Genomic DNA, 26,291 nt, shown 5'->3' on the forward strand with positions numbered 1-26,291 from the left:
AGTAATTATTTTATAGATATGTTTGACAAGCAGCAAAGAAAATTGAAAAGATCTGCCAGGCTGATTTCCGTATTAAGTAAATATGGTTTTAAGGATATGCTGGCCAGAATGAACGGTGGAAATAAACAAGAAGAGGAGGGTTCTGATGAAATCATATCAAAAGGCACGGTTTATGAACGGATCAGGCTTGTTCTGGAAGAGTTGGGGCCCACTTTTGTAAAATTGGGACAGGCATTCAGTAACCGGGAAGATCTGCTCCCGCCGGAGCTCATTCAGGAGTTGCAGAAGCTTCAGGATAAGGTAGATACCATAGATATGAATATAAAGGAGATCCTGGAGCTTGAATTCAATATTTCAGCGGATGACCATTTCCGGGAGATAGAAAAAGAACCTTTGGCCACCGCTTCGATTGCGCAGGTTTATAAAGCAGTATTAGCGGACGGGAGCGAAGTCATTTTAAAAATCAAAAAACCAAATGTGCAGATGGTGATCGAAGATGATCTTCTTTTGCTTAAGGATATGGAAAAACTGATTTCCGCTTATTCGGAGATCGGAAACAAATTAAACCTGAAACAGGCCATTTCAACCTTTGAGAGATCCTTATTGGAAGAAGTTTCCTTAATTAATGAAAAAGAGAACATCCAGCAGTTTTCCAGGAATTTTAAAAATAACAAAGAGACCTATGTCCCGAAAGTCTATGAAGAATTTTCCAACAATAATGTCCTATGCATGGAGTTTATTGACGGGATCAAGGTAACAGATAAATCCATTCTTCTGGCTAACAGTATAGATCCGGTAAAAGTGTCTGAAGTGGGATTGCGGTTATTTGTATCCCAGATCCTGGATTACGGTTTCTTCCATGCTGACCCTCATGCCGGAAACATTCTGGTCAAAAAGAATGGGAAAATTGTTTTCATTGATTTTGGTGCGGTAGGAAAAATCCAGCCGAATGACAAGGAGATCCTCGAAAATTTAATTGTCAGCTTTGTGGCCAAAAATCCTCATAAAATTGTAAGGTATCTCAAAAAGATGGCGGTAAGCTATGAAATTCCGGATGAAAGAAGATTTGAAAACGATGTGGAAGACATCCTGAATTTTGTCCACAGCTCCTCTTTGCAGGAGATCAACGTTCAGGTGATCGTTAACAAGATGAAAGATATTCTTAAAGACAACAGGCTTTATATGCCCGATTATTTTTATCTTCTGTTTAAAGGGATCAGTCTCATAGAAGGAGTAGGAAGGAATATCAACCCAGATCTGGATATTGTCAAAAGCCTTCATCCCTACACAAAGAAAATTTTTGCCAGGAAGATCAGTCCCAAGAATCTTTTAAAAACGGGAATGGACCGGATGATGAATTTTACGGATAATGTAGATGAAATCCCGAAAGAGCTTCGTTCTGTTCTGCAAAAACTGGATGAAAACAAGTTTACCGTTTCCAGTGAGATCAAGAATATTGAGAAAACCAATCAGTTGATAAAATCAAGTGTGATCAATCTGATCCTTACCATGATCTTAGGGGCCAATATCATAGCAACAGCTATTGTTTTTGTATCGGAATCAGGGCCCAGGATCGGTGAGATGTCGTTGATGGCTGTTTTAGGATTTATCTTTTCTGCCCTCTTGGTTTTGATATTATTACTGAGAATAACCAGAAAATAAAATAATAATGAGAAAAATAATAGTCATGGTTTTTATATCCTGCAGTGCTTTTTTACCGGCGCAGACTTTCGGGAAAGATGGTGTTTTGGGTGATTATGACGGAAACGGGAAAAAAGAATATGCTTACACCAAAGAAAATGGCTGTAATGATGAATGTGACGGAAAATGTGAAACCATCATCTATTTCAGTGATAAAAAAATAAAACCGATTACTATTACACAGTCTAAAAACGGGTCTGTTTATAACCTGAAAGACCTGAACAATGACGGTAAAGATGAGCTGGGCTTTTATCCGGACTGGTGTACCAGCTGCTGGCATTCATTTTATACCTTTACTCTGGTCAAAAATAACTGGCAGCCTTTTATAGGTGCCATTCCTACTCACTGCATACAATGGGAAGACGGAAAATTTCCCATCAGAAAGGGTCCTAAGAAAAAAGGAAATGTGATCATCACCTCCAGCCAGTGGAAAGATGATGATATCAAAATAATAAGCCGGAGTGTGAAAGTGTTTTAAGTGTATGGTTTTAGGCTTTGCGTTTAAAGTTTAAGAATCCAGTCTTCAGAATTGGGAATATACTCCTGGCTTCTTACTTCCTTATTATCGCAAATAATTAATTGCCTATCTTTGCAGCATGGAAAAACTCACTTTTGCAGATTTTGACCTGCCGGTTAAAATTCTTGATGTTTTGGCAGACCTGGAATTATTCGAGCCTACCCCTATCCAGGAAAAAAGCCTGAAGCCGATCCTTTCCGGAAGAGATGTGATGGGAATTGCGCAGACCGGGACCGGAAAAACATTAGCTTATCTTTTGCCCGTTCTTAAAACCTGGAAATATAACAAGGCAGGAAATCCTACCGTATTAATTCTTGTTCCTACGAGAGAGCTGGTAGTGCAGGTGACGGAAATTCTTGAAAAGCTGACCGAAAATATCACGGCGAGGGTAATCGGTATATACGGAGGTAAAAACATCAATACGCAAAAGCTGCTGTTTAATGACGGTTGTGATATTCTGGTGGGAACTCCCGGAAGGGTAATGGATTTATCCATAGACAACGCCATTTCCCTGAAAGAAGTGCAGAAACTGATCATTGATGAGTTTGATGAGATGCTGAATCTGGGCTTCAGGCCACAGCTTACCCATATTTTTGAAATGATGAAAGAGAAGAGGCAGAACATTCTTTTCTCAGCCACCATGACGGAAGCTGTAGATGAGATGCTGGATGAATATTTTGCCAGCCCGGTTGAAATTTCATTGGCAAAATCAGGAACTCCGCTTGAAAAAATAGATCAGACAGCCTATAAAGTTGAAAACTTCAACACGAAGATCAACCTGCTTGAACATTTATTAAAAAATAACACGGATATGTCCAAAGTATTGATCTTTAATAACAATAAAAGACATGCAGACCTACTGTTCACTAAAATAGATGAGCTTTTCCCTGAACAGTTCGATGTTATTCACTCGAATAAATCCCAAAACTATAGGCTTAAGGCCATGAAAAGGTTTGAAGGGGAAGAGATCAGGGGGCTGATCACCACAGACGTTATGGCGAGAGGTTTGGATATTTCAGATATTACCCATGTGATCAATTTCGAGGTTCCGGAAGTTCCGGAACAGTACATCCACAGGATCGGAAGAACGGGTAGGGCAGACAAAGATGGTAAAGCCGTTACTTTTGTCACTAAAAAAGAAGAAACCCTTGCGCTGGATATTGAATTATTAATGGATAAAGAGCTTCAGTTCATCGATTTCCCGGAAGGAGTAAAAATCAATACGAAGAAGATTGCTTCCGAAGAAGAGCAGGTGGTGATGAAAAACCCTGTAAGAGTAAAATTAAATGAAGGCGGGGGAGCATTCCATGAGAAAAAAGATAAAAACAAGAAGGAAAACTGGGGCGGGCCGTCAAAAAGAAAAGCACCTAAGAAGTTTGGGGCAAACAGGGCTCAGCAGAAAACGATATCAAAATCCAAAAGAAAGAAATAAACAAAAGCTCCCGGCGATCGGGAGCTTTTTATTTGGATTGCTATTCTGTTATTTCATATAGGGTTTCATCACGGAAGTCCACAGTTTATAACCTTCCGGAGTCATGTGAAGCATATCTTTCAGAAAAAGATCTTTCCTTACGTTTCCATTACTGTCTTCCATAATTTTGGTGATATCAATAAATTTTGCATTTTTTTCCTTTTTCATGAAGCAGGCGATTTTTCTGTTGGCTTTTTTCATTTGTGGCCAAAGCTTTTCCCTGCTCGGAGAGTACTTTATTGACATATAATCTACCTCAATATCGGGAAATCTTTTGCGGATCTTATTGTAAAATGCTTTAAAACGATCTACGGCTTCCTTTGCTTTTAATTGGGGATTATCTGCAAAATCATTTTCTCCGCAGAAGATAATGATCTGCTTAGGCTGGTAAGGACTGAGAAGATCATCAGCATAATAGTTAAGATCACTCAGCTTAGAGCCTCCAAAACCTCGGTTGATAATGGTTTTATCAGGAAAATAATTACCAACATCCGTCCATCGGGTAAACGATGAGCTTCCGATCAGAAGGATGGCGTCTTTCGGAGGCGCATCTTTCCGATCCAGTTTTTTAAAGTTTTGAATATCCTGCCAGTATACAGGTTTTTTTCCCTGTGAAAAGAAAAATGAAAACGTGAGTAATAAAAATATAGATAAGATATTCTTCATGAAGTAATGATTTGCCGTTAATTCAATTTCAGTTCATAAAAAACTCCCGATTACCGGGAGCTTTGTTTTATCTTTTAAACGTAACATAATTGATGTCATTGACTGCATCACCATTTACGTCTACATTACCAAAAAGCTGCATGACTCTTAATTCAGTATTGGAAAGGATCACTACTCTATAGTTTTCAGGATCCTCGCCGTCGAAATGAATGGTAAGGTCTTTGGTTTCTTCACTGTAGTTGAATGTACCCTCATTCTTTCCGGCTATCTGGCAATCCGCACCAACTCCTGAATAATACGTATAGCTTGTATAATAATCGGTTCTGAAATGCAGGGTGTTCTTTTCATCGCATCCGGCCGGAGTACCACTGGATAGTACTGTTTTATTATCTTTTCCGGAAATAATCTCTGTTTTACTAACCTTCCAGTCTCCTTTTAACATATCCATTTCATACCCCTGCATATCATCATCTTCACAAGAAGTTAGCGCTATGGCTGAAAAGGCAAATAAAAGTAGCTTTTTTTTCATTTTCACAAATTTAAGAATATGCTAAAATATAAATAAATTTGAAATATTAATAATGAAATTGAGGTTTTTTAAACGAATGTTTATAAATAAACAGAATTTAGACAGGAACGGGAAGGAAGCCCGGGGAAAAACAATCAGGGAATCATCTTTACATTTGTCAGTCTTCCTGTTTCTGGCTCTTAGCTTCAAGCCTTCTACTGTTTTATTAGTAACTCATTTCCACAATTTTATAAGCATCCTGCGGGGTCAGTTTTTTGTATTCTCCCAAACCAAGCCAGTTCCGGTCTGTAAATACTTTTTCCACTTTCTCAGCAGTTCCCGGATATTCTTCAGTATATTCCGAAAGCTTAGTCTGTATATGCAGGCTGTGGAAAAACTCTTCTAATTTTCTGATACCAAGTTCCGCCTTTTCTTCCACTGTTCCGTCTTTTATTCCCCAGACCCTTTCTGCATACTGTGCGAGTTTCTCTTTTTTGGTTTCAAAATTATATCTGTAATGGGATGGAGCAATGATGGCCAGGGTTCTTGCATGGTCTATTCCGTAATAAGCCGTTAATTCGTGTCCCATGGCATGAACTGCCCAGTCGGTGATCACTCCTTTCTGGATCAGCCCGTTCAGAGCCATCGTGCAGCACCACATGAAATTTCCGGCAGCGTCATAATCAAAATCATCGGCCATTACTTTTGGAGCTGTTTCCTGTAAGCTTATCAGAATGCTTTCGGCAATTCTTTCCTGAAGGTCTGCCGGAGATGGTGCTGTCATATACTGTTCCAGAACGTGGGTGTATGCATCAGTAATTCCGTTGGCGATCTGGTTCTTTGGAATAGATCTCACGACTTCCGGATCCAGAACCGAGAACTGCGGAAAAAGCCCCGGGCCTCCTGACGCCAGTTTTTCGTTGGTCTCTCTTCTTGAAATGACATAGCCCGAATTCATCTCGGAACCTGTGGCAGGCAATGTTAAAATGCTTCCGAAAGGCATTCCTTCCCCTTCAAAAGTGCGGACTGGTTTTTTCAGGATCTCCCAGGGTTGTCCGGTGTAATTAGCAGCTGCAGAAAGGAATTTAGTCCCATCGATCACGGAACCGCCACCTACTGCCAAAAGATAAGTGATATTTTTTTCTTTGATGAACTGTAAAGCACTGACCAGTACTTCATATTCTGGATTGGCGGGAACTCCCCCGAATTCATGCAGCTCATGATCTTTTAAAGCTTCTTTTACCTGATCATAAACACCGTTGTTTTTAATACTTCCACCGCCGTAGATCATTAAAACCCTGGCATCCTGTGGGATTTCTTTTGAAATCTTAGCGATTTCTCCTTTTCCGAAAAGTATTTTAGTTGGATTCTTAAACTCGAAATTAAGCATTGTTCTAAATTTATTTTTATTCAAATTTAGGGAATGGAGAATGAAAAATGAGTTAAGGAAATTTTAAAATTTTTATGATGATGTTTTATTAAAACTATCGAATAAATGTGTTATTCCGTATTGTAAAGCTAAACCACAAAAGGCACAAAAGATTTTTGGACACTCAGCATCATTTAGATTCCTGTGAAATGACAAAGTGAGAATAATAAGCCTAAATATTCTAAAGCGTATTATTCCAAAGTATTATCAGACTTTTGTGGTAAAAAATAAAAATTTAAGCAGGTACTATTAATTCGAATTCAGACTATGAATGCAGTTATCACTTTTATAGTATATTCCATTGCTTCTGCTTTCCAGTTTTCCGGTTTTCCTGTCGATTTTTACCCAAAAAGATTCTTTCGTTTCAGGACAGTATTTTACTTTTGACAGATACATTAGGATATGGTCATTTTCAATTTTGTAGGAACCTCCGGATTTATCCTTTGAATCAACTAAAAAACCATACGTTTGAGCAATAAGAATCGCTTCAGGGATATTATCTACAACACCGATAAAATCTCTTAATTTTTTTTCAGTGGTGAAATATTCCGGACGGTTATCCTTACAGGCAATAATATATGAAAAACAGCCATTGGAAAAACATTTTTGAAAGAAACCTTTTGCAGGAGCAGGCTCGTTGATCGTCATGCTTTCAGGCATCTGGCTTTCATAGATGATCGCTTTTTCCTGGTCTTCTTCGTTGCTCAGCACTTTCCAGTATTCATATTGCTGATCCGGTTGTATGAAAGGGTAGAGGTATTCAACCTTATCCAGTATTTCAGGGATCTTCCGGTAATCGTCGGGAATGGTATGCTGAGAGGATAGCATACCGGAGAAAAGAATAAAGGCTGCAAAAACAATTTTCATAGCAATGAATGTATGACAAATTTATGAAAATGGAAGAAGATTTAAGATTTAATCGATCTCATAAGGATTTCCAGTTTTCCCCTTAAGCTTATCCATAGAAGATATTGCGATTTCCTCTTCTTTAAAAATACCCAATGAGGTAAGGATATCATGAGCCATCCACCTGATCTTCCAGTGATCGTCTTTAAGCATTTTTACTATTTTCTGAACAATGGGATCACTCTTTTGGAGGTTGGTACCATCCATCCATGAGCTGATATACCATAGTGCTTTTGATTTGGCTGTGTCTTTTGAGCTGTTGAGCTCATTGTAAAGATAATTGGCTACTCTTGGAGAATATCGTCTGTCATACTCACAGGTAATTTCATCCAGAACAGAATAAATTTCCTTATCGTTCGTGGTTTTGGCTTTTTCAAACAGTCTTATAAATTCCCCGGATAGGAAATCTCCCCAAACATCGGAGTTTTCAGATAAGGCAAAGTAAATAGTGCGGAGATTAGTGTTTTCGAAATCTAAAACATGTTCACAATATCCGGTGAGTTCCCGGGTGTTCTTTTCTGCAATATCTCCGATGTTCTTGATCTCTGTCTCAAATTCTTTTTCTGGCAGGGCAAATAATGCATCAATATTCATAATGTTTTCAAATGCTGATGCAGGTTTTTCTTCAGAATTGTCAGATGTGCTTATTTTATGATGCTGATTAAAACGGTTGCGGTATATTTTCAGGTATTGTTCCAGGGTATAGTCTGCAATATTCAAAACTTCGAGTTTTAATTCTACCTTTTTGCTTTTATGATATAAAGTAAGGTACTTTACCTCCGATTTGTACTTGGAATCCGAATATTCCATTCTTGTGATAATCTTTTCGTCTTTAATGTCGTTCCACATCATTTTTTGAGTGGAATTAAGGGTAATTCCTTGGTTACTGATGGCTAAAACACTTGGTAATGATATTTTTCTGATGATTTTGATAACTTTTGTAATGCTACCGATGATGAGAAACAAGCCTACAGCTATGCTCAGGTAGTCGCTTCTGTCATATTGCTCATATTTGAACCCGATGAGGCTGCATAAAAAAATCCCAAAAACTATAAGAATTATATATAATAATATGTTGGTTATACTTTCTGACAAAGAGTATTTTATGTTGGTTTCCGCAGGTACCTCTTTCTCATTGACCGGGATATCCTTATTTTTAGTATATACATATTCTTGGTATGAAAAAAATAAGCATAGGATAAAACCGATAAAGAAAATAGATGAAAAAAGAAGATCTCCTTTAGAGATAAAGAAATAAACGGCAATCCCTAAAGACAGAAGGGAAATAATAACAAAAAATAAAGTGCCTGAACTGAGTTTCATTTGTGTTTGTTTGAGTTGCCTGCGAAAATATGATTTAATCCTTATAATTCCCTGAAACAAAAAAAAATTAACTTTTTGGCGACGTATAAAAAATATGTCCGTTCCATTTATATAGTGGGCCTCTCCAAAGAGTTGCCTTTAAACAGATTAAGACCGCAAAGATAAAAAATACCGCTCCTAAAATGATATGAGCGGATATTCCCTTATTTCGGAGGCTTAAGGTCAGGCCAATATGAAAAATAGTAACCAAATACAGAATCCCGTATCCGAAAATATCCCCTAAGCCCAAGCCAAACGAAATATGTTTGTGGAATGTTCCTAATAAACAAATGGTAATCAGAAACATTAATACGATCAGATTCATAATTTTCCAGGCTCTTTTCATTCGTTATTGTTTTTCATCTCTAAAAGATGGTCAAAATTATATAATTCTAAAATAAATGACACTATAATAATCCCAAAATCCCTTACATTTGTTCTATGATACACGACCAGCGCGCAGAAAAATTCAGGCAGATCGTAGAGAATAAATACCAGATCTACAACTCATTATTCATGAGTCTGCCCTATGATAAAATGACCAATATAGGGATGCTGCTCCCATTTTTGTATGAAGAAAGCAAAACAGGCTATGAAGAAGGGAAAACACCCGAAAACATTATAGAAGAATTCTTTAAGAACCATACAGGCCTGCAGACGGAAGATCAGAAACTGGAACTGTTGTTTAAGATCATCCAGTATATCGAGAGACAGGTCGTTTTGTTTGACAGCATAGAAGATGCCGCATTTCCAGGACTCCACTCCGAGAGTGATAACGGAACGGTGACCAATCTGTATGAACGTTCCCTGCAGGATCATAAACTTGAAAAAGTACGTGAAAAACTGAAAGACTTTACGGTGAAAGTGGTTTTCACAGCGCACCCGACACAGTTTTATCCGAGTTCAGTCCAAAGGATCATTCATGACCTGAGAAGTGCTATCGCTACAGACTCCGTTACCAATATAGACATGCTGTTGCAGCAATTGGGGAAAACACCGTTTGTCAACAAAGAAAAACCCACCCCGATCGATGAGGCGCTCAGCATTATCTCTTATTTAAGATATGTATATTATGATACCATAGGAGAATTATTCACCAAGATCAAGAAAACCTTTGGTAACGGGCATTTCCATTTGCACGAAGATCTGATCCAGCTTGGTTTCTGGCCGGGCGGTGACCGGGATGGTAATCCGTTTGTGACGGCTGATGTCACCAAACGAGTGTCAGAAGAACTTCGTTCGGCCATATTGAAATCATATTACAGCCATCTTAAATTCATCAGGAGAAGATTAAGCTTCAGAGGAGTTTCCGAAATTCTGAGCCAGCTGAGTGATGAGCTGTATGGAGCTATTTTTAACAACCGGAAAATTACGGCCGAAGATATCCTTAAAAAAGCAGATGAGGCAGAATGTATCCTCATTAGCCAGCATAATTCATTGTTCTTAGACCTGATCGTGAATTTCAAAGACAGGGTAAAGATCTTCGGGACCCATTTTGCAACACTGGATATCCGCCAGGACAGCAGGATCCACCAGAAAGTGATCGATGAGGTATTTGCAAAGTTGTATGCAAATGAAGATGCTGACAGCAATGAGAAATTCAACATGTTAATTCAAAATTCGGATAAGGTAAATGCCGATGATTTTGAAGACATTGTGCAAGATACTTTGAAAACGGTGGGCCAGATCATGGAAATCCAGGATCTGAACGGATCAAGGGGTATGAACCGCTATATCATCTCCAATTCTGATGCGGTAAAGGATGTGATGAATGTCTATGCTTTTTTCAAGGTTTGCGGATACCAGGATGAACACATTCAAGTAGATATCGTCCCGCTTTTCGAAACCATGGAAGGCCTGGCTAATGCAGAAAATGTAATGAACGAGCTGTATGGAAATCCTGTCTATAAAAAACACCTTGAAAGAAGAGGAAATCAGCAGACGATCATGCTTGGCTTTTCCGATGGGACCAAAGATGGCGGTTATCTGAAAGCCAATTGGGAGATCTATAAGGCCAAGGAAGATCTGACAAAACTTTCTGAACAGAACGGAATAAAAGTAGTGTTCTTTGACGGCAGAGGAGGGCCGCCGGCCAGAGGTGGAGGCAAAACCCACGATTTCTATGCTTCACAGGGCAAAACCATTGCCAATAACAAGATCGAACTCACGATTCAAGGGCAGACGATCACCAGTATTTTTGGAAATAAAGAACAGGCCAAATACAATTTTGAGCAGCTTCTTACAGCAGGTGTTGAAAATGACGTTTTCAAGAATGCTAAAAAAGACCTGACAGAAAAGCAAAGAGAACTCATCATCGGGCTTGCAGACATCAGCTATAAAAAATATTCCGAGCTGAAAGCCCATCCGATGTTTGTTCCTTATCTTCAGGAAATGAGTACCCTGGACTATTACGGTAAAACCAATATCGGAAGCCGCCCGTCCAAAAGAGGAAATGGCAGTGAACTGAAATTTGAAGATTTAAGAGCCATTCCTTTTGTAGGTTCCTGGTCTCAATTAAAACAAAATGTGCCGGGATTCTTCGGATTCGGGTTTGCGATGAATGAAATGAAGAAAAAAGGAAGGTTTGATGAGGTGAAAGAGCTTTACAAAGGTTCTGATTTCTTTAAAACTTTGGTTCTGAACTCTATGATGAGCATGAACAAATCCTATTTTCCGCTTACTTATTATATTAAAAGCAATCCTAAATTCGGGGCATTCTGGAATATCCTTTTTGATGAATATAACCTTTCTAAGGAAATTATGCTTGAATTGACTGGCTTTACAATGCTTCAGGAAGAAGATCCTTTATCCAGAAAATCCGTAAAGATCCGCGAGAAGATCGTATTGCCGTTACTAAGCATCCAACAGTATGCTCTGATGAAGATCCAGAAAGGAGAGGGAAATAAGGAAGCCTATGAAAAACTGGTGACCCGTTCTCTGTTCGGTAATATTAATGCGAGCCGGAATTCTGCTTAATGGTTCAGCTTAAAATATAAAAGGCTCTCAATTTGAGAGCCTTTAGTTATTCTTTAATAAACTTTTCATAATAAGTCTTCTCTTTCGTCAGAATTTTCAGGTAGTAGGTCCCTTTCGGGAAATCTTCGACCTTTACAGATTTCTGGCCACTGACTTTTCTTATTGATCTGCCCAGGTGATCATAAACCTCTAATAATAAGACCTCACTATCAGTAGCCATATTTAAAATACTTCTGACAGGATTCGGAAAAATAGCGATCCTGTTCTTTTTTACCAGCTCTGAAGTATTCAGAACACTGTTATACAAGCTTCCGAAATTAAGGATCCCATATCCCATCTGATCAGTGGAGCCGGGATACAGGGAGGCGGTCTGTCTCAGTTTTGTGCGCATCAGGTCCCTGTTCATCGATGGAAAAGCCTGGATTAAACATGCTACACCTCCCGCTGCAATGGGTGTTGCTATGGAAGTTCCTGTTGCAGTGGTGGCAGTATTATTGTTCACCGTGGCAGCAGATGTTCCCCTTGTGCTTCCATCCGGTTTTAAGGCTCCCAAAGAATTGGGGCCATAAGATGAAAAGCCGGAAGAGCTTCCGGCAGCATCTACGGAACCAATCGTAAAGACTTTAACGTTATCTGCCGGTGTTCCGATATAATGCCAGGTCTGCTGTCCCCAGTTTCCGGCTGCAGTAAGAACCAAGATCCCTTTATTTGCAGCTATTTCTGCAGCCCTTGCAATAAAGGAGGTTGTACCATTCATTTGGGCATACGTATAGTTGTATTTCGGATCATCAAAGGTGGTATATCCTAATGATGTGGTAATGATGTGTACCCCTTTCCTGTCTGCTTCTTCGGCCGCTTCTATCCAGTAAAGCTCTTCTTCCGGAATTTCTGCACCGGCATTTTCGCTCCGGTAAAGATAAAAATCCGCATCCGGGGCAGATCCTACAAAAGAATCCTGGATATACCCTCCGATAGCACCCAGCACAACCGTGCCATGGGGATTGAGGGTTGTATTGTAAATATCAGTGCTTTTGGAAACAAAATCATAACCCCCTTTGATCAGGTTATTGGTCCATAACCTTGAGAAAGCAGAACCTGTATTCACGGTAGGGAATCCTGTATCAATAACGGCAATGGAAATTCCCGTTCCGGTATATCCTGCCAGATGAAGCTGCCTGAGGTTGATCTGATCGATCTGGGCAGACCCGGAACCATAATCAAATGTCGTTAAGATCTTATTGAGGTCAGTATCTTTCCATTTATTCTGTTTCGGAGGAGAGGTCACAGAAGATGAATTTTTTGCAAAACTTTCCACAGACTGTACATAAGGCTGGGACTGTAAAGTGGTGATTTGAGCTGGTGTAGCATTTACGGCAGCTCCATTAAGCCATTTGGAATAATCGGTTACGGTAAATCCCAGATTCTGAAGATTTTGAATATAAGACTGTTCAATAGGGGCATCCTGATCATTAAGGGCAATTCCTAATGCCGTACGTCTGTCAAGGGACTTTTGGGACAGCTCAGATAACGGATTGGCATAGAATGCGGCTTTATTAGGCTTATCCGTAAAATATACGAATACGAGCTCAGTTTGTGCGAAAGCCGCAGAATAACCTGTTAAAAGACAAAGTAGTAAAATTTTTTTCATAACCTTATTTTAGATAAAGATAAAACAAAATCAATAAAATTTTTGACAGGATTTTAAATTCCTTATTTTTACAGAAATATTTATTTATGAAAAAAATTCAGATGGTTGACTTACAAAGTCAGTATTACAAGATAAAAAATGAAGTAGATAATGCGGTTTTAAATGTAATGGATTCGGCGGCTTTTATCAATGGCCCGGAAGTAAAGTCTTTCCAGAATGAATTGGAATCTTATTTAGAAGTAAAACATGTGATCCCTTGCGCCAATGGGACAGATGCGCTGCAGATCGCTCTGATGGCCCTGGATCTGAAAGAAGGCGATGAAGTGATCACGGCAGATTTCACGTTTGCCGCCACAGTAGAGGTTATCCATCTGCTTAAGCTGAAATCTGTTCTGGTAGATGTGGATTACGATACTTTCACGATTTCGACGGAGGAGATCAAAAAAGCCATTACACCAAAGACGAAAGCGATCATTCCTGTACATTTGTTTGGTCAGTGCGCCAATATGGAAGAGATCTTGAAAATTGCCAGGGAACATAATTTATACGTGATCGAAGACAATGCACAGGCTATAGGTGCAGAATATACTTTTTCCGACGGAACAGTAAAAATGTCGGGAACTATGGGAACTATGGGAACCACCTCTTTCTTCCCTTCTAAGAACTTAGGGTGTTATGGAGATGGTGGAGCAATCTTTACCAATGATGATGAGCTGGCTCACCGTTTAAGGGGAATTGTAAATCACGGCATGTATGAAAGATATTATCACGATGAGGTGGGAGTGAATTCAAGATTAGACAGTATACAGGCTGCGGTTTTGAGAAAAAAACTTCCAAATCTTGATACTTATAACGAGGCAAGAAAAAAGGCTGCAGATTATTATGACGAGGCTTTTGCCGGTCATCCGGATATTCTGACTCCAAAAAGAGCTGAGAATTCCAGCCATGCATTTCATCAGTACACCTTAAGGATATTGAATGGAAAACGTAATGAACTTCAAAAATTCCTTGCGGAAAAAGATATCCCGGCCATGATCTATTATCCTGTAGCTTTAAGAAAACAGAAAGCCTATTTTCAGGATAGCAATGATGCAGATTTTGTGAATACGGATAAGCTTTTGGATCAGGTGATCTCTTTACCAATGCATACGGAATTGGATGAAGAGCAGTTGAAGTATATTACGGAGGCTGTACTGGAGTTTATGGGATAATTTAATGAAAGATAAAAAGTTATTTTCTAAAAAAATTGTATATGTTGTTAGCTTAATGTTGACCTTTTTTTCGGCAATGCTATATTTAATGGCGATTGTTGTCAGGATAAGTAATGAAATAAATTTTTTAGATTTAACTTTAATATTTCTTATTTTTAGTTTATCATTATTTCAGTCTTATTTTCTTATTATAAAAAATAGAAAGGGTATTTTACTTACCAACATTCATCTTGTATTGTTACTTTGTTTTATAGTCTTTGAACTGATCACTTATCTGATTGCTTACAGAACTTACGATCAAGGTACAAACGGAATGGTTACGGGAATTCTTTTTATATTAGCTTCACTTTTTATTGTTAATAAATTTAAAGTTCCAAAAGTGGAATATGAAGATTTAGAAAGAATAGGAACACACAATGACTAAAAAATATAATTTAAAAAAATGGCAATACTCGTTACGGGTGGTTTAGGATATATCGGTTCCCATACGGTTGTGGAACTTCTGAATAATGGCTATGAAGTGGTTATTATTGATGATCTGTCTAATTCGGAAAAATTTATTTTAAAGAATATTGAGGAAATAACAGGTAAAAAGCCTGTATTCTATCCTTTTGATCTGAAAAGGAGAGAGCTTCTTACCCAGGTTTTTGATGCCCACCAGATTGAAGGATGCATCAATTTTGCAGCCTATAAAGCGGTGGGAGAGAGCCAGGAAAAACCTGTGGATTATTATGAGAACAACCTGTTTTCCTTAATTCACATACTGCAGGAATTTAAAACGAGAAATATCTCTAATTTTATTTTCAGTTCTTCCTGCACGGTTTACGGGCAGGCAGATCAAATGCCGATCGATGAAAACACGCCGTTAAAAACGCCGGAAAGTGTCTACGGTAAAACCAAGCAGATGGGAGAAGAGATCCTTAAGGATTTTGCCAATGCCCATAAAAGAAAAATATCCTTATTGCGGTATTTTAACCCGATCGGGGCTCATCCATCAGCCAAATTAGGAGAATTGCCGATAGGAGTTCCCAGTAATCTTGTTCCTTATGTCATGCAGACAGCGGCAGGCATTCGTGAAAAGCTGAATATCTGGGGCAATGACTATGATACTGAGGATGGTACCCCCATAAGAGATTATATTTATGTAGTGGATATTGCCAAAGCTCATGTTGCTGCATTGAAAAAATTAATGAATGACCCATCCGGTGAGGCGGTTATCGATATTTATAACCTTGGAACAGGAAAGGGTTCCTCTGTTTTGGATGTGGTAAAAGCATTTGAAGCAGCCAATCATGTTGAGGTTCCTTACCAGATCTGTGAAAGGAGGGAAGGAGATATTACCGTTGCCTATGCCAACGCGGATAAAGCAGAAAAAGAACTCGGCTGGAGATCTGAGACTTCTTTGGAAGAAGCGCTGAGAACGGTTTGGGAATGGCAGAAATATTTAGACACCAAAAATCACTAAATACCTAAATTACATTATTAATATGGCCTGGAATCCCGAAGTATATGATCAGTTTAAAGCGGAGCGCTCCGCACCGTTTTTTGATCTGATGGACCTTGTAGAAGTAAAACCGGATCTATCGGTTATTGACTTAGGCTGCGGAACGGGTGAACTTACTTCAAAACTATTGGATTATCTGGAAAATTCTCAAATTATAGGAATTGATTCTTCGGAAGAAATGCTTGGGAAAGCTAAATATTTTGAGACAAGCAGACTGTCTTTTGTAAAAAGAAGCATTGAAGACCAGTTGAACCAGAACGATACTTTCGATCTGATTATTTCTAATGCCGCGATACAATGGTGTAGCAATCATCAGCAATTATTTCCAGGGATCATCAGTAAGATAAAAAATGGCGGACAACTGGCAGTACAGACCCCGTCCAATCACGAATTCATTGTTCACAGATTACTCAACAAATTGGCAGAAACGGAACCTTACAGAGCTTCCTACAATTCCTGGAAAAGAGAGTATTCTGTTTTGACGATCGAAGAGTACGCTGAAATATTGTTTAATAACGGTGGAAAGGAAATTGCCGTTTTTGAGAAAGTATTTCCCCATGTTCTTGACGATGCAGAAGCAGTTTATAACTGGGCTTCGGGAACAGCAATGATCCCGTATGTTGAGAGGCTTCCCGATGACCTGAAAGAACAATTTAAGAACGATTATAAAAAAGAACTACAAAACATATTCCCCACATCCCCGGTATTTTATCCGTTCAAAAGGACATTTATATCGGCTAAATTTTTAAAAAAATCTATATGAAAACACAAAAAATAGGTATTACATTTTCCTCTTTCGATCTGCTTCATGCAGGGCATATCAAAATGCTGGAAGAGGCAAAGACCGTTTGCGATTACCTGATCGTCGGGTTACAGATCGATCCCTCTCATGACCGCCCCAATAAAAATAAGCCTACACAGACCATTGTAGAGCGTTATATCCAGCTTAAAGCAGTGAATGCCGTGGATGAGATCATCCCTTATTATACGGAACAGGACCTGGAAGATATCCTGAAATCCTTTGTCATTGATGTAAGGATCATCGGGGATGATTACATGGATAAAGATTTCACGGGAAAAAAGTACTGTGAAGAAAAAGGAATAGAGATCTACTACAACAAAAGAGATCACCGGTTTTCTTCCAGCGACCTGAGACAAAGGATCTATGATGCTGAAAAGGCAAAATCTGAACAACTGGCAGTAAAATAAAAAAATCCCGAAATTATTTTCGGGATTTTTGTTTATTACATCGGGCCTTGCTGGTCGTCACCGTTGGTATCGTTCGCATTAATATCCTTTTTCTTCTTAGGCTGTTCTACCTTTTCACCCTGCTTGAATCTGTAGGTTAATGAAATAGAAAACTGTCTTGGCTGCCACTGCATATAATTGCGGCGTGTATAGTCACTGCTGAAAGTTAATATTTCCCTGCTTCTTGTATTGAAAATATCCTGAATGTTGAAAGAAATGGTTCCGTCCCCTTTCCAGATCGTTTTGGAGGCACCAAAATTTAATGCATACATATCCTCCGTATTCTGGTTGGCTGTTTTCTGACCTCCTCTGTAAAATCCTTGCAGCTGTACACTGAATGTTTTATCGATTTTAAATGTAGTATTTAAACGAACCCTTGACGAAAAACCATCCCCGGTAAAATCCATGGATTCCGTTTTCAATTCTCTGGTTTCAGCATCTCTTGTAGTATAGTAAGCAATCCCGGAAGTTTTATATCCGAAAAGATCCAGACTACCCATGATCTTTAACCAGCTTAAAGGATCATAAGTAAAGTTAAGATCCAATCCGTAACGGTCATCACTGCCCAAATTGATAGGCCTGGTATAGAATACGTTTTCACTTTCATCCGGCCTGTAAACCAGCATTTTGGTGTCATCGGTTGCGTGTCTGTAATAAAGGGTAGGGTTGATGGTGAACTTCTTTCTGGAGATATTATATCCCACTTCATAAGAATCTACATAAGACGGGTTAAGATCAATGTTTCCTTCAAAAATATTCTGGCTGTTGCTGTAGCTTGGGAAAGGAACCATAAAGAAAGATCTCGGCCGGTCTATTCTGCGGGAATAGTTCACCAGGATCTGATTGTCCTTAGATACATCATAGCTTAAGAATATACTCGGAAAGAGGTTATTGTAATTCTTTGTTTTATTGATAGGTGCGAAGTCCGGGGCAAGGTTATCATAATTGATCTTAACATTTGAAAGCTCATCCCTTACTCCCAACTGATATCCGAAACTTCCTATTTTACTTCTGAACTGCAGATAAAAAGCATTGAACATTTCCCTGTAATCCGTAGTATTGTTATAATTCGGAAGGAACGGATTGTCTGATGTACTGTCTACAAAATTATCATACTGGTTGTTGTTGATATCTAATCGGTATCCTGCCTCAATTTTGGATTTCTCTCCGATAGGAAGCTCATAATCAGCCTTCCCGATAAGGGTTTTGTTTACAGACTCTCTCTGGGTAATATCCTGCAGAACAGGAATCATATTTTCAGTTTCCAGGATGTCTGAGCCATTATTGTTTTTGCTTCTCTGTACGCTTAATGATATGGCTAAATTTTGTCCCTTATCATCAAACTTGTGGTCTAAACCAATATCTCCCTGAAATGCAAGATTATTGCTTTCTCCGTCAGAATCTCTCTGTACGAAGGACCCCATTTGGTTCCATCGGTTTAAATTCTGATCATACCTGTAGAAAGTATTGTAGGTATCTAAAATCTCATTGTTGTTTCCTTCAAAGGTTCTTACGACTCCGGATAAATTTAAAGAGGTTTTCTCGGAGATATCATATACAAAGCCCGCGCTTACATTATAGTTGTTGTTATAGGTTTTGTTTGTCGAATTTTGCAGTTGATGGCTTGGGATATCCCTTGGCTGTATAAAAGGATTGGCATTAGGATCCACAGTAGGCAAAACAATATTGTGATAAGTTGTTTCAGTATTGTTTTTATTCTGGCTTTCAGAATAGCCACCGCCACCGTTTAAGAACCACGTCCAGTTGTTCTTTCTCCAGCTTAAGTTGGCATTAAGGGCAGTTCTGGGAAAATACCCTAAAGTTCCGGTAACATTACCGTTGAATCCTACTTTCTTATTCTTTTTAAGGATGATATTTAAAATACCCGAAGTTCCGCTTGCCTCAAATTTGGAAGAAGGATTGGTGATCACTTCTATTCTTTCGATCTGATCGGCAGGGATGCTTTGCAGTGCGTTGGCACCATCATCAATTCCCAGTAAGGCAGAAGGCTTTCCATTGATCAGGAATTTAACATTGGTGCTTCCTCTCATGGAAACCGTTCCGTCCGTATCTACGGAAACAGAAGGTACGTTAGCAAGAACATCCTGAAGGTTACCTCCTTTGCTTACAATATCCTGGGAAGGATCGTATGTTTTTTTATCCAGTTCTACCTTATAGGGTTTGGTAGAAGCAGCGGTGATCACAACTCCCTGTATGTCCTGGGTTTTTATATTGGTAGCACTGGCTTCAGGTTCTATAGACAAAGCCCCGATATTGCCGGCTGCGGCAATTTGCTTATTGACTATACTTCTTTTATAATCGATGGCTTCTACCGTGATATCATAATTTCCCGGTGCAAGGTTCAGTTTATATTGTCCTCTCTCATCCGTTAGAGCAGCATCACTCAGCAGTTTGCTGGATTTGTTGCTGAAAGTTACGGAGGCATAAGGAACGGGTTGATTATTTTTATTGACAATGGTTCCGGAAATACTTACTTTTTCCTGTGCAAAAGCAAGAGCTGCCGCAGAAAGAACAAACGTAAGTCCTAAAGTTTTTTTTGTGAAAATGTTGATAATTTCCGTCTGGTTCATAAGGTATTCTTTTATGTAAAATCGTAAAAGCTTAATACTTAATATTGTGAGATTAATAAAAAGAAAAAACTTGAAAATATTACGGTTTACTTATTATTTGTAATAAAATAGTCGTGCTTTGATGCTGTATGTTAAATATTATATTGTTAAAATAAAGTTAAATAAGGTTTTTATTTTATATTCTTCGAATTGAGCCAGTCCTGGTATGCCTTGGCATTTACCGCATGCTGTTCAGCACTTGCTGTAAACTTATGATATCCGAATCTTGCCGGATCAGCGCACATAAATATATAGTTGTTTTTTTCAGCATTCAAAACGGCATCTACCGAGTTTTTATCCACAATACAGATAGGCCCTGGGGGGATTCCCGCATTGGCATAGGTATTATAAGGAGAAGGAGTGGTAAGATGTTTATATAAAACCCTTTTGATAGGTTCCTTAAAATTAGTCTGCTTATTGATCGCGTAAATAACCGTAGGGTCAGACTGCAGTTTCATTCCTTTCCTGTAGCGATTCAGGTATAATCCTGCGATGGTCTTCATTTCATCCTCTTTTCCCCCGGATTCTTTATAAACAATAGAGGCAAGAGCATAGATCTGATCCCTGCTTAGGCCCGACTGCTGTTCTTTAGCTTTTCTTTCACTGTTCCAGAAATCCTGATACTGGTCATCGAATTTTTTAAAAAACTCTTTTGGGGTTACGGTCCAGAAAAAATTATAAGTATCGATGAAGAAATATTTCTTAAGCTCTTCTACATTTTTATACCCTTTTTCAGCGGCAATAGTATTGAAATCAGTAACGAAACGTAAAGAATCCAGTTCTGTTTTTTTGGTTACCCTTCCTATCATCTGGTAAACATCCCCGAAATCCCCGATCCTGAAAGTATTTTCAGTCTGGTTTCCTGCTTTGATCATATTCACGAGGTCGCTGTTTCCTGTCCCTCTTTGGATACGATAGCGTCCGGCATTGAAATATTGACCAAGAGCTTTGTCCTTTGCTACTGCTTCGAAGGATTCTTTATTTTTTATGTAGGGGCTTATAGAGTCCATGATCTGTTTGAAACTTGCTTTATGAGGGATCAGAATGTATCCTTCTTTTTCCACGTTATTTCCATAATAGGTATTATAAAATCTCAAACCAAAAAATCCCGCAGCTAAAAAAATAAGCAGGACGATAATGAGAACAGCTTTTTTCATTATATAAAAATATAGATTAAAAGTTTTTATTTAAATAAGGTCTGTTTTACCTCTGAAAACCTGTTTTGCAGGACCTTCAAGCCAAATATTACGGAAAGAACCCCCATTTTTTTCGGCATATACCTTAAGATCTCCGCCCAGCGTTTTAACTTTTACAGAGATTAGATTGTTTTTTTGAAGAAAAGTTAAAGCCGAAGCCGTAACTCCGGTTCCACAGCTGTATGTTTCATCCTCAACGCCTCGTTCATAGGTTCTTACGAAGATTTCGTCGTCAGTAATTTTTTCAACAAAATTGACATTAATGCCTTTTTCCTTATAATTTTCAGAATTACGGATCTCGTTTCCTTTGGAAAAAACATTATAATGAACCAGATCTTCAACATATTTTACATAATGTGGAGAGCCGGTATTGAGAACCGCATCATTCCCATCATGGGAAACAGTATCCACATCGATCATCTTTAATTTGATAACCCCGTTATGGATCTCTGCTTCATGTTCCCCGTCAATAGCAACAAACCTGCATTTATCCTCAAAAATATCAAGGAAAAAAGCAAAGGCTACAAGACATCTTCCCCCGTTTCCGCACATCGTACTTTCGCCGCCGTCAGAATTATAATACACCATTTTGAAATCATACTTATCATCATTTTCCAATAAGATAAGTCCGTCTGCACCGATCCCGAAACGCCTGTCACATAGTTTTTCAATACTGTTTTTATCTTTAGGAAATTGAAGATCACGGTTATCGATCATTACAAAATCGTTTCCGGTGCCCTGATATTTATAAAACTCCATAAATTTCTTTCGTCTAAAATGAACTTACAAAACTACTATAATTAAAACGAAAAACGAACAGCGTCTGCTGTCCGTTTCCTTATTTAGAATCATTATCTTCTGAATCCGCTTCCCGATCTAGAAGAACCGGAATTGCTCTGACTACTCTGGTTGTTCTGGTTACTTTGTGAGCTGTTATTTCTGTACCCGCTTCCCGAATTACCGGAGGAATTGCTGTTTCTGAATCCTCCGCTGTTTTCCTGCCTTTGATTGCTCTGCTGCTGAGAATTTCTGTAACCGCTTCCCTGATTGTTTTGGTTTCTGTTCGAATTTGAGTTTGAATTTGTATTTCTGAAACCGCCGCTATTGTTTCTGTTGCTATTTCTGTTATTATAATTACTGTTATTGTAATTGCCGTTATTAGTAGGAGTATTTCGGAAGCCGTTAGCCGGTCTTTGTGAAACAACTTCCTTTCTTTCTACATACACCTTTCTTCTGTCATTCCCGTTACCATAATAGTAATAAGGAGCGCCATTATCATAATAATAATTGACATCATTCCTGTAATAATACCCGTCATTTCCCCAATATCCTCCGTTTCCGTAATATCCGGAAGGCGCATAATAATATCCGTTATTGTAATAAGGGTCCCCATAAGATGGCCCGCTTGCGTAGCCGTCTGTGTAGGCAATACAAGATGTTAAACCAGCTATGGCAAAAACACTGAACGCTATTTTAAATAAATTTTTCATGACTTTTATTGTACTTTTTTTTCTTTAACACTTTTTTTCCAATGAAGGTATCCGAGGATAGCCATTATGGTAAATACCAAATATTGCACCGAAGTGATGCCAAGCCCCTTAAAAATCATCATAGGCATGCAAATAAAATCGCCGATGATCCAGAAAATCCAGTTCTCAATGCGCTGTTTGGCCATCAGCCACATTCCTACTAAAAATATAGAAGTGGTGACAACATCCAGCCAGTTGGCCCAATCCAGATGGTATAATCCAAGGCTGGTACCCGCCATGGAAAATTGATTATCAATATAGGGTTTATAATAATAGATGATAGTAACCAAAATTAAGCTTATGATAAAAAGCAGGCCTGCAAATATCCATTCTTTCCTGGTAGCCCAGGACACCTCCACATGAATATGATCCTCTGAATTCTTTGCCCATAGTATCCATCCGTAAATACTCATTGCAGTATAATATACATTGATCATGCAATCTCCCAGCAATCCGAAATTGAAAAGAATATAGACATAGATCAGCGTAGAAATAATTCCGGTAGGGTAGACCCAGATATTTTTTTTGATAGAGAAATAAACGCTCAGTATCCCGAAGAACGTTCCTGTGGCTTCCAGCAGGATTTGTAAAGCAGTATAGCTTTCATACGGTTTTACGAAAAGATCGTATAGATTCATGTTCTCAAAAATAAACAAAAAATTACATCCCTGAAAATGATTTAAATAAGGTGTAAATCAGTTTTTTAAGTTTTTATTTTTAAATTAAATGATGAAATTTTATTAATAAATGTTAAGATCTCTAAAATTTTTATATTTTCGTAAATCTTTATAAAATAATAAATATGTCTAAAATTTGGGTTAAGAAACCAATGAGCGCCTATGAAGCTGACATCAAAAAAAGCCAGTTGAAACGCGTTTTAGGAAAGTGGAGCCTTACAGCTATTGGAATCGGGGCGATTATCGGAGGTGGTATTTTTGTACTTACGGGGACCGGTGCTTATTATAATGCAGGCCCTGCATTGGCCCTGTCATTTGTAATTGCGGGAATTGCGTGTGTATTTGCCGCCCTTTGTTATGCTGAATTTGCATCCATTCTTCCGGTAGAAGGTTCAGCATATGCCTATGCGTATGGAACAGTAGGGGAAATTTTTGCATGGATCATAGGCTGGGGACTGATCCTGGAGTACGCGATGGGATCTATGACGGTCGCCGTGTCCTGGTCGGGCTATTTCGGAAAGCTTCTTAAAATGTTCGGGCTTCATCTGCCCACATGGCTCACGACCGACCCGCAGACCTACTGGGCTGCAGGAAACGAAGGTTTCTCAATGAATTTACCTGCATTTCTGATCGTATTATTTGTAATTTCCATTCTGATAAGAGGAACAAAAGGGGCTGCAAAAGCTAATAATTTCATTGTAGTTCTTAAAGTTTCAGCCATTATTTTCGTAATTATTGCCGGAGCTTTCTTTATCAATGCAGATAATTGGTCACCTTTTATCCCTGAAGCAACTACTATCACTGAAAACGGGGTCTCCCATTCAGCATATGGTGTAGGCGGGGTTATAGCGGGAGCATCGGCCATCTTCTTTGCTTATGTAGGTTTTGATGCTGTTTCTACGCAGGCAGGAGAAGCCATTAATCCTAAAAAAGATGTTCCTTTTGCGATCATTGCTTCATTGGTAATCTGTACACTTTTATATATATTAGTTTCCCTTGTACTGACAGGGATGATGCATTATTCAGACTTTAATCCGCTTGGTAAATATCCTGATGCGATCAAAGCTCCTGTAGCTTATGCCTTTGATATTGCAGGGCAGGCCTGGGCAGGGTATATTATTACCATTGCTGCTACAGTTGGTCTGATCTCGGTATTGATGGTAATGATCATGGGACAGTCAAGGATTTTCTTAGGAATGTCTAAAGACGGGCTTATCCCTTCAACATTTGCCAAAGTAAACCCGACTACCGGTGTGCCTACAAAAAACCTGATCATTCTGGGAATTGTAATTTCTATTGTGGCTTCCCTTACACCGATCAATGATCTGGCTCACATGACAAGCTTCGGGACATTATTTGCATTTACAATGGTTTGTGTTGCCGTTTGGGTATTAAGAAATAAAGAACCGCACCTGCAGAGAAACTTCAAAGTTCCTGCGCTACCGGTAATAGCCTGTCTGGGTATCGCGATCAATATTTATCTGATCATCAATTTAAGTAAAGAGGCTCAGATGTATTCTCTTGCTTGGCTGGCAATCGGATTTGTTATATACTTCCTGTACAGTAAAAAGAACTCTAAACTTCAGAATGGAGGATACGGAGAAACTTTCAAAGCTGAACAGGAACCATTGGAAAAACCTGATTTAGATTTATAAAAAAATATAAGTTCAAAAAAATCCACAGAATTCTGTGGATTTTTTATTTTTGCTGATATGAAAAAGATTTTAGCCTCCTTATTTCTGTTTTCAGGAATATGGATATTTTCCCAGCAGGTAAGTATGGAAACCCTGTTTACGGACAAAGTAAGCATAAGAGCCGTTCAGGTCTGGGACCACAAAGTCTGGTATAGCGGTACGGACTCCAAATTTGGTTTTGTTGATATAAAGAATCCTAAAAAGAATAAGCAAATCACATTGTCGGACAAGAAACTCCAGTTCAGGACCCTGGCCCAGGATAAGAAATCTTTCTATGCGATCAATATTGAAAGCCCGGCTTATTTTTTTAAGATCGATAAAAAGAGCTTGAAATCTCAGGTCATTTACACAGATACCACTAAAACGGCCTTTTATGATGCGCTTTCTTTTGATGGAAACAATGGGGTTGCATTAGGTGATCCTTATGGGAAATGCATGAATATCCTGATTACGAAAAATAATGGTAATGACTGGGAAACCCTTCCATGTAAAAAAGAATATGAAATAGGGGAAGGAGAAGCCGCTTTTGCCGCAAGTAATTCCAATATTTACCTTCATGGTAATGAATTCTGGTTTGTAACGGGAGGTAAAAGATCAAGACAGTTCTATTCTTATCATATGGGGAATAAATTATTCGGGAAAGAAGTACCGTTTGTAAACGGAAGCTCATCTACAGGAATATATTCCATGGATATTGATCCCGAAACCCGCTTCGGAATTGCCGTTGGTGGAGATTACACCAAACAGAATGAAAACATTAACAATATTGCCACCACAAAAAATGGAGGAGAGAGCTGGCAGACCCAGGCTTCGGGACAGAATGCCGGGTATATGACCTGTGTAAAGATCAAACCGGGATCAAAGGGAAAAGAGATCATAGCCGTAGGTGACCAGCATATCAGCTATTCTGCAGATTACGGAAAAACATGGAAGAAGATCTCGGATGAAAAAAATCTGTATGTCTGCGAATGGATAGACCAGAATACGGTGATCTTCGCGGGAAAAGACAGGATTATAAAAATGAAAATAAATTAATTTTGAAAGTGTTTGAACTTATCAAAAAATAAAATTTAAACAGACTTTTATTAATAAAGAAATAATTAAATTGCCTTAAACAAATAATTCATGCTCAATATCATCAATCAGATTTTTGAAATAGAAAAAAAATCAAAAGACCAGAACCTGTCCATTTTTGAAAGAAACTTTGAAAGGATCCATCATGAGCTGGAAGATCTGGGATACACCATTAATAACCCGATCGGGAAAATCTATGACTCCCGCGATACCTCATTGGAAGTGAATCTGGTCGGGAATTCTTCCAGGCCGGTGATCACCAAGGTCTTAAAACCCGCTATTTTTCAGAAAGACGGTGGAGAAATGATATTATTGCAGAAAGGAATTGTAATTGCAGAATAAGA

At 38.7% G+C, this 26,291-nt stretch carries 24 protein-coding genes; 12 read left to right on the top strand and 12 right to left on the bottom strand.

Annotated features, from left to right (window positions below):
* Nucleotides 1-18 precede the first annotated feature (18 nt).
* The 3 genes from HNP38_RS02245 to HNP38_RS02255 all read left to right on the top strand — a co-directional run bounded on the left by HNP38_RS02245 (nucleotide 19) and on the right by HNP38_RS02255 (nucleotide 3,650).
* Nucleotides 19-1,662 carry an ABC1 kinase family protein gene (locus tag HNP38_RS02245; protein WP_184183784.1) on the top strand — a complete coding sequence of 548 codons (1,644 nt, stop codon included), beginning with the start codon at nucleotides 19-21 and terminating at the stop codon, nucleotides 1,660-1,662.
* A 7-nt stretch (nucleotides 1,663-1,669) separates the two neighbouring features.
* Nucleotides 1,670-2,179 carry a hypothetical protein gene (locus HNP38_RS02250; RefSeq protein ID WP_184183787.1) on the top strand — a complete coding sequence of 170 codons (510 nt, stop codon included), beginning with the start codon at nucleotides 1,670-1,672 and terminating at the stop codon, nucleotides 2,177-2,179.
* 118 nt (nucleotides 2,180-2,297) lie between these two features.
* Nucleotides 2,298-3,650: a DEAD/DEAH box helicase gene (locus tag HNP38_RS02255; RefSeq protein ID WP_184183790.1), complete on the top strand. Its 1,353-nt coding sequence runs from the start codon at nucleotides 2,298-2,300 to the stop codon at nucleotides 3,648-3,650.
* Nucleotides 3,651-3,698: 48 nt separating this feature from the next.
* Here HNP38_RS02255 and HNP38_RS02260 read toward each other — a convergent pair whose 3' ends face one another.
* The 6 genes from HNP38_RS02260 to HNP38_RS02285 all read right to left on the bottom strand — a co-directional run bounded on the left by HNP38_RS02260 (nucleotide 3,699) and on the right by HNP38_RS02285 (nucleotide 8,906).
* Nucleotides 3,699-4,355, bottom strand: coding sequence for a GDSL-type esterase/lipase family protein (locus HNP38_RS02260; RefSeq protein ID WP_184183793.1), 657 nt, complete (start codon nucleotides 4,353-4,355; stop codon nucleotides 3,699-3,701).
* A 67-nt stretch (nucleotides 4,356-4,422) separates the two neighbouring features.
* Nucleotides 4,423-4,884 carry a lipocalin family protein gene (locus HNP38_RS02265; protein ID WP_184183797.1) on the bottom strand — a complete coding sequence of 154 codons (462 nt, stop codon included), beginning with the start codon at nucleotides 4,882-4,884 and terminating at the stop codon, nucleotides 4,423-4,425.
* 205 nt (nucleotides 4,885-5,089) lie between these two features.
* Nucleotides 5,090-6,253 (bottom strand): iron-containing alcohol dehydrogenase, encoded by a 1,164-nt coding sequence (locus tag HNP38_RS02270; RefSeq protein ID WP_184183800.1) that lies wholly within the window; start codon nucleotides 6,251-6,253, stop codon nucleotides 5,090-5,092.
* A 288-nt stretch (nucleotides 6,254-6,541) separates the two neighbouring features.
* A complete protein-coding gene (locus HNP38_RS02275) occupies nucleotides 6,542-7,159 on the bottom strand; it encodes a hypothetical protein (RefSeq protein WP_184183803.1) in 618 nt (205 codons plus the stop codon).
* Nucleotides 7,160-7,207: 48 nt separating this feature from the next.
* On the bottom strand, nucleotides 7,208-8,521 hold the full coding sequence (locus tag HNP38_RS02280; protein ID WP_184183806.1) for a hypothetical protein: 1,314 nt from the start codon (nucleotides 8,519-8,521) through the stop codon (nucleotides 7,208-7,210).
* A gap of 67 nt (nucleotides 8,522-8,588) precedes the next feature.
* Nucleotides 8,589-8,906 carry a hypothetical protein gene (locus HNP38_RS02285; RefSeq protein WP_184183809.1) on the bottom strand — a complete coding sequence of 106 codons (318 nt, stop codon included), beginning with the start codon at nucleotides 8,904-8,906 and terminating at the stop codon, nucleotides 8,589-8,591.
* Between the two features lie 95 nt (nucleotides 8,907-9,001).
* Between HNP38_RS02285 and HNP38_RS02290 the strand changes: the two genes are divergently transcribed.
* Nucleotides 9,002-11,536, top strand: coding sequence for a phosphoenolpyruvate carboxylase (locus HNP38_RS02290; RefSeq protein ID WP_184183812.1), 2,535 nt, complete (start codon nucleotides 9,002-9,004; stop codon nucleotides 11,534-11,536).
* Between the two features lie 46 nt (nucleotides 11,537-11,582).
* Here HNP38_RS02290 and HNP38_RS02295 read toward each other — a convergent pair whose 3' ends face one another.
* Nucleotides 11,583-13,184, bottom strand: a complete 1,602-nt coding sequence (locus tag HNP38_RS02295) for a S8 family serine peptidase (RefSeq protein WP_184183815.1) — start codon at nucleotides 13,182-13,184, stop codon at nucleotides 11,583-11,585.
* 86 nt (nucleotides 13,185-13,270) lie between these two features.
* Between HNP38_RS02295 and HNP38_RS02300 the strand changes: the two genes are divergently transcribed.
* The 5 genes from HNP38_RS02300 to HNP38_RS02320 are packed head-to-tail and all read left to right on the top strand — an operon-like array spanning nucleotide 13,271 to nucleotide 17,108.
* Nucleotides 13,271-14,395: a DegT/DnrJ/EryC1/StrS family aminotransferase gene (locus HNP38_RS02300; RefSeq protein ID WP_184183818.1), complete on the top strand. Its 1,125-nt coding sequence runs from the start codon at nucleotides 13,271-13,273 to the stop codon at nucleotides 14,393-14,395.
* A 4-nt stretch (nucleotides 14,396-14,399) separates the two neighbouring features.
* On the top strand, nucleotides 14,400-14,819 hold the full coding sequence (locus HNP38_RS02305) for a hypothetical protein (protein WP_184183821.1): 420 nt from the start codon (nucleotides 14,400-14,402) through the stop codon (nucleotides 14,817-14,819).
* 18 nt (nucleotides 14,820-14,837) lie between these two features.
* Entirely contained in the window at nucleotides 14,838-15,860 is a 1,023-nt protein-coding gene (galE, locus tag HNP38_RS02310; protein WP_184183823.1) for a UDP-glucose 4-epimerase GalE, read from the top strand.
* 22 nt (nucleotides 15,861-15,882) lie between these two features.
* Nucleotides 15,883-16,662: a methyltransferase domain-containing protein gene (locus tag HNP38_RS02315; RefSeq protein ID WP_184183826.1), complete on the top strand. Its 780-nt coding sequence runs from the start codon at nucleotides 15,883-15,885 to the stop codon at nucleotides 16,660-16,662.
* A complete protein-coding gene (locus HNP38_RS02320) occupies nucleotides 16,659-17,108 on the top strand; it encodes an adenylyltransferase/cytidyltransferase family protein (protein WP_184183830.1) in 450 nt (149 codons plus the stop codon). Before HNP38_RS02315 ends, HNP38_RS02320 begins: the two co-directional genes overlap by 4 nt.
* Nucleotides 17,109-17,143: 35 nt before the next feature.
* Here HNP38_RS02320 and HNP38_RS02325 read toward each other — a convergent pair whose 3' ends face one another.
* The 5 genes from HNP38_RS02325 to pnuC form a co-directional block, all read right to left on the bottom strand.
* A complete protein-coding gene (locus tag HNP38_RS02325; protein ID WP_184183833.1) occupies nucleotides 17,144-19,738 on the bottom strand; it encodes a TonB-dependent receptor in 2,595 nt (864 codons plus the stop codon).
* Between the two features lie 170 nt (nucleotides 19,739-19,908).
* The gene (gene mltG / locus HNP38_RS02330) at nucleotides 19,909-20,934 is read right to left on the bottom strand and encodes an endolytic transglycosylase MltG (protein WP_184183836.1); all 1,026 of its coding nucleotides are present in this window, start codon (nucleotides 20,932-20,934) and stop codon (nucleotides 19,909-19,911) included.
* A 30-nt stretch (nucleotides 20,935-20,964) separates the two neighbouring features.
* Nucleotides 20,965-21,732 carry a diaminopimelate epimerase gene (dapF, locus tag HNP38_RS02335; protein WP_184183839.1) on the bottom strand — a complete coding sequence of 256 codons (768 nt, stop codon included), beginning with the start codon at nucleotides 21,730-21,732 and terminating at the stop codon, nucleotides 20,965-20,967.
* A gap of 92 nt (nucleotides 21,733-21,824) precedes the next feature.
* Entirely contained in the window at nucleotides 21,825-22,463 is a 639-nt protein-coding gene (locus tag HNP38_RS02340) for a hypothetical protein (RefSeq protein WP_184183843.1), read from the bottom strand.
* Nucleotides 22,464-22,468: 5 nt separating this feature from the next.
* Nucleotides 22,469-23,140 (bottom strand): nicotinamide riboside transporter PnuC, encoded by a 672-nt coding sequence (gene pnuC / locus HNP38_RS02345; RefSeq protein ID WP_184183846.1) that lies wholly within the window; start codon nucleotides 23,138-23,140, stop codon nucleotides 22,469-22,471.
* A 164-nt stretch (nucleotides 23,141-23,304) separates the two neighbouring features.
* Between pnuC and HNP38_RS02350 the strand changes: the two genes are divergently transcribed.
* From HNP38_RS02350 to HNP38_RS02360, 3 genes are all read left to right on the top strand, one after another.
* Nucleotides 23,305-24,834: an APC family permease gene (locus HNP38_RS02350; protein ID WP_184183849.1), complete on the top strand. Its 1,530-nt coding sequence runs from the start codon at nucleotides 23,305-23,307 to the stop codon at nucleotides 24,832-24,834.
* Between the two features lie 57 nt (nucleotides 24,835-24,891).
* The gene (locus tag HNP38_RS02355; RefSeq protein ID WP_184183851.1) at nucleotides 24,892-25,908 is read left to right on the top strand and encodes a WD40/YVTN/BNR-like repeat-containing protein; all 1,017 of its coding nucleotides are present in this window, start codon (nucleotides 24,892-24,894) and stop codon (nucleotides 25,906-25,908) included.
* A 90-nt stretch (nucleotides 25,909-25,998) separates the two neighbouring features.
* Nucleotides 25,999-26,289, top strand: a complete 291-nt coding sequence (locus HNP38_RS02360; protein WP_184183854.1) for a hypothetical protein — start codon at nucleotides 25,999-26,001, stop codon at nucleotides 26,287-26,289.
* Nucleotides 26,290-26,291: the final 2 nt, after the last annotated feature.

Origin of the sequence: Chryseobacterium defluvii, assembly GCF_014204415.1 — a bacterium.
Classification (GTDB): Bacteria; Bacteroidota; Bacteroidia; order Flavobacteriales; family Weeksellaceae; genus Chryseobacterium; species Chryseobacterium defluvii_A.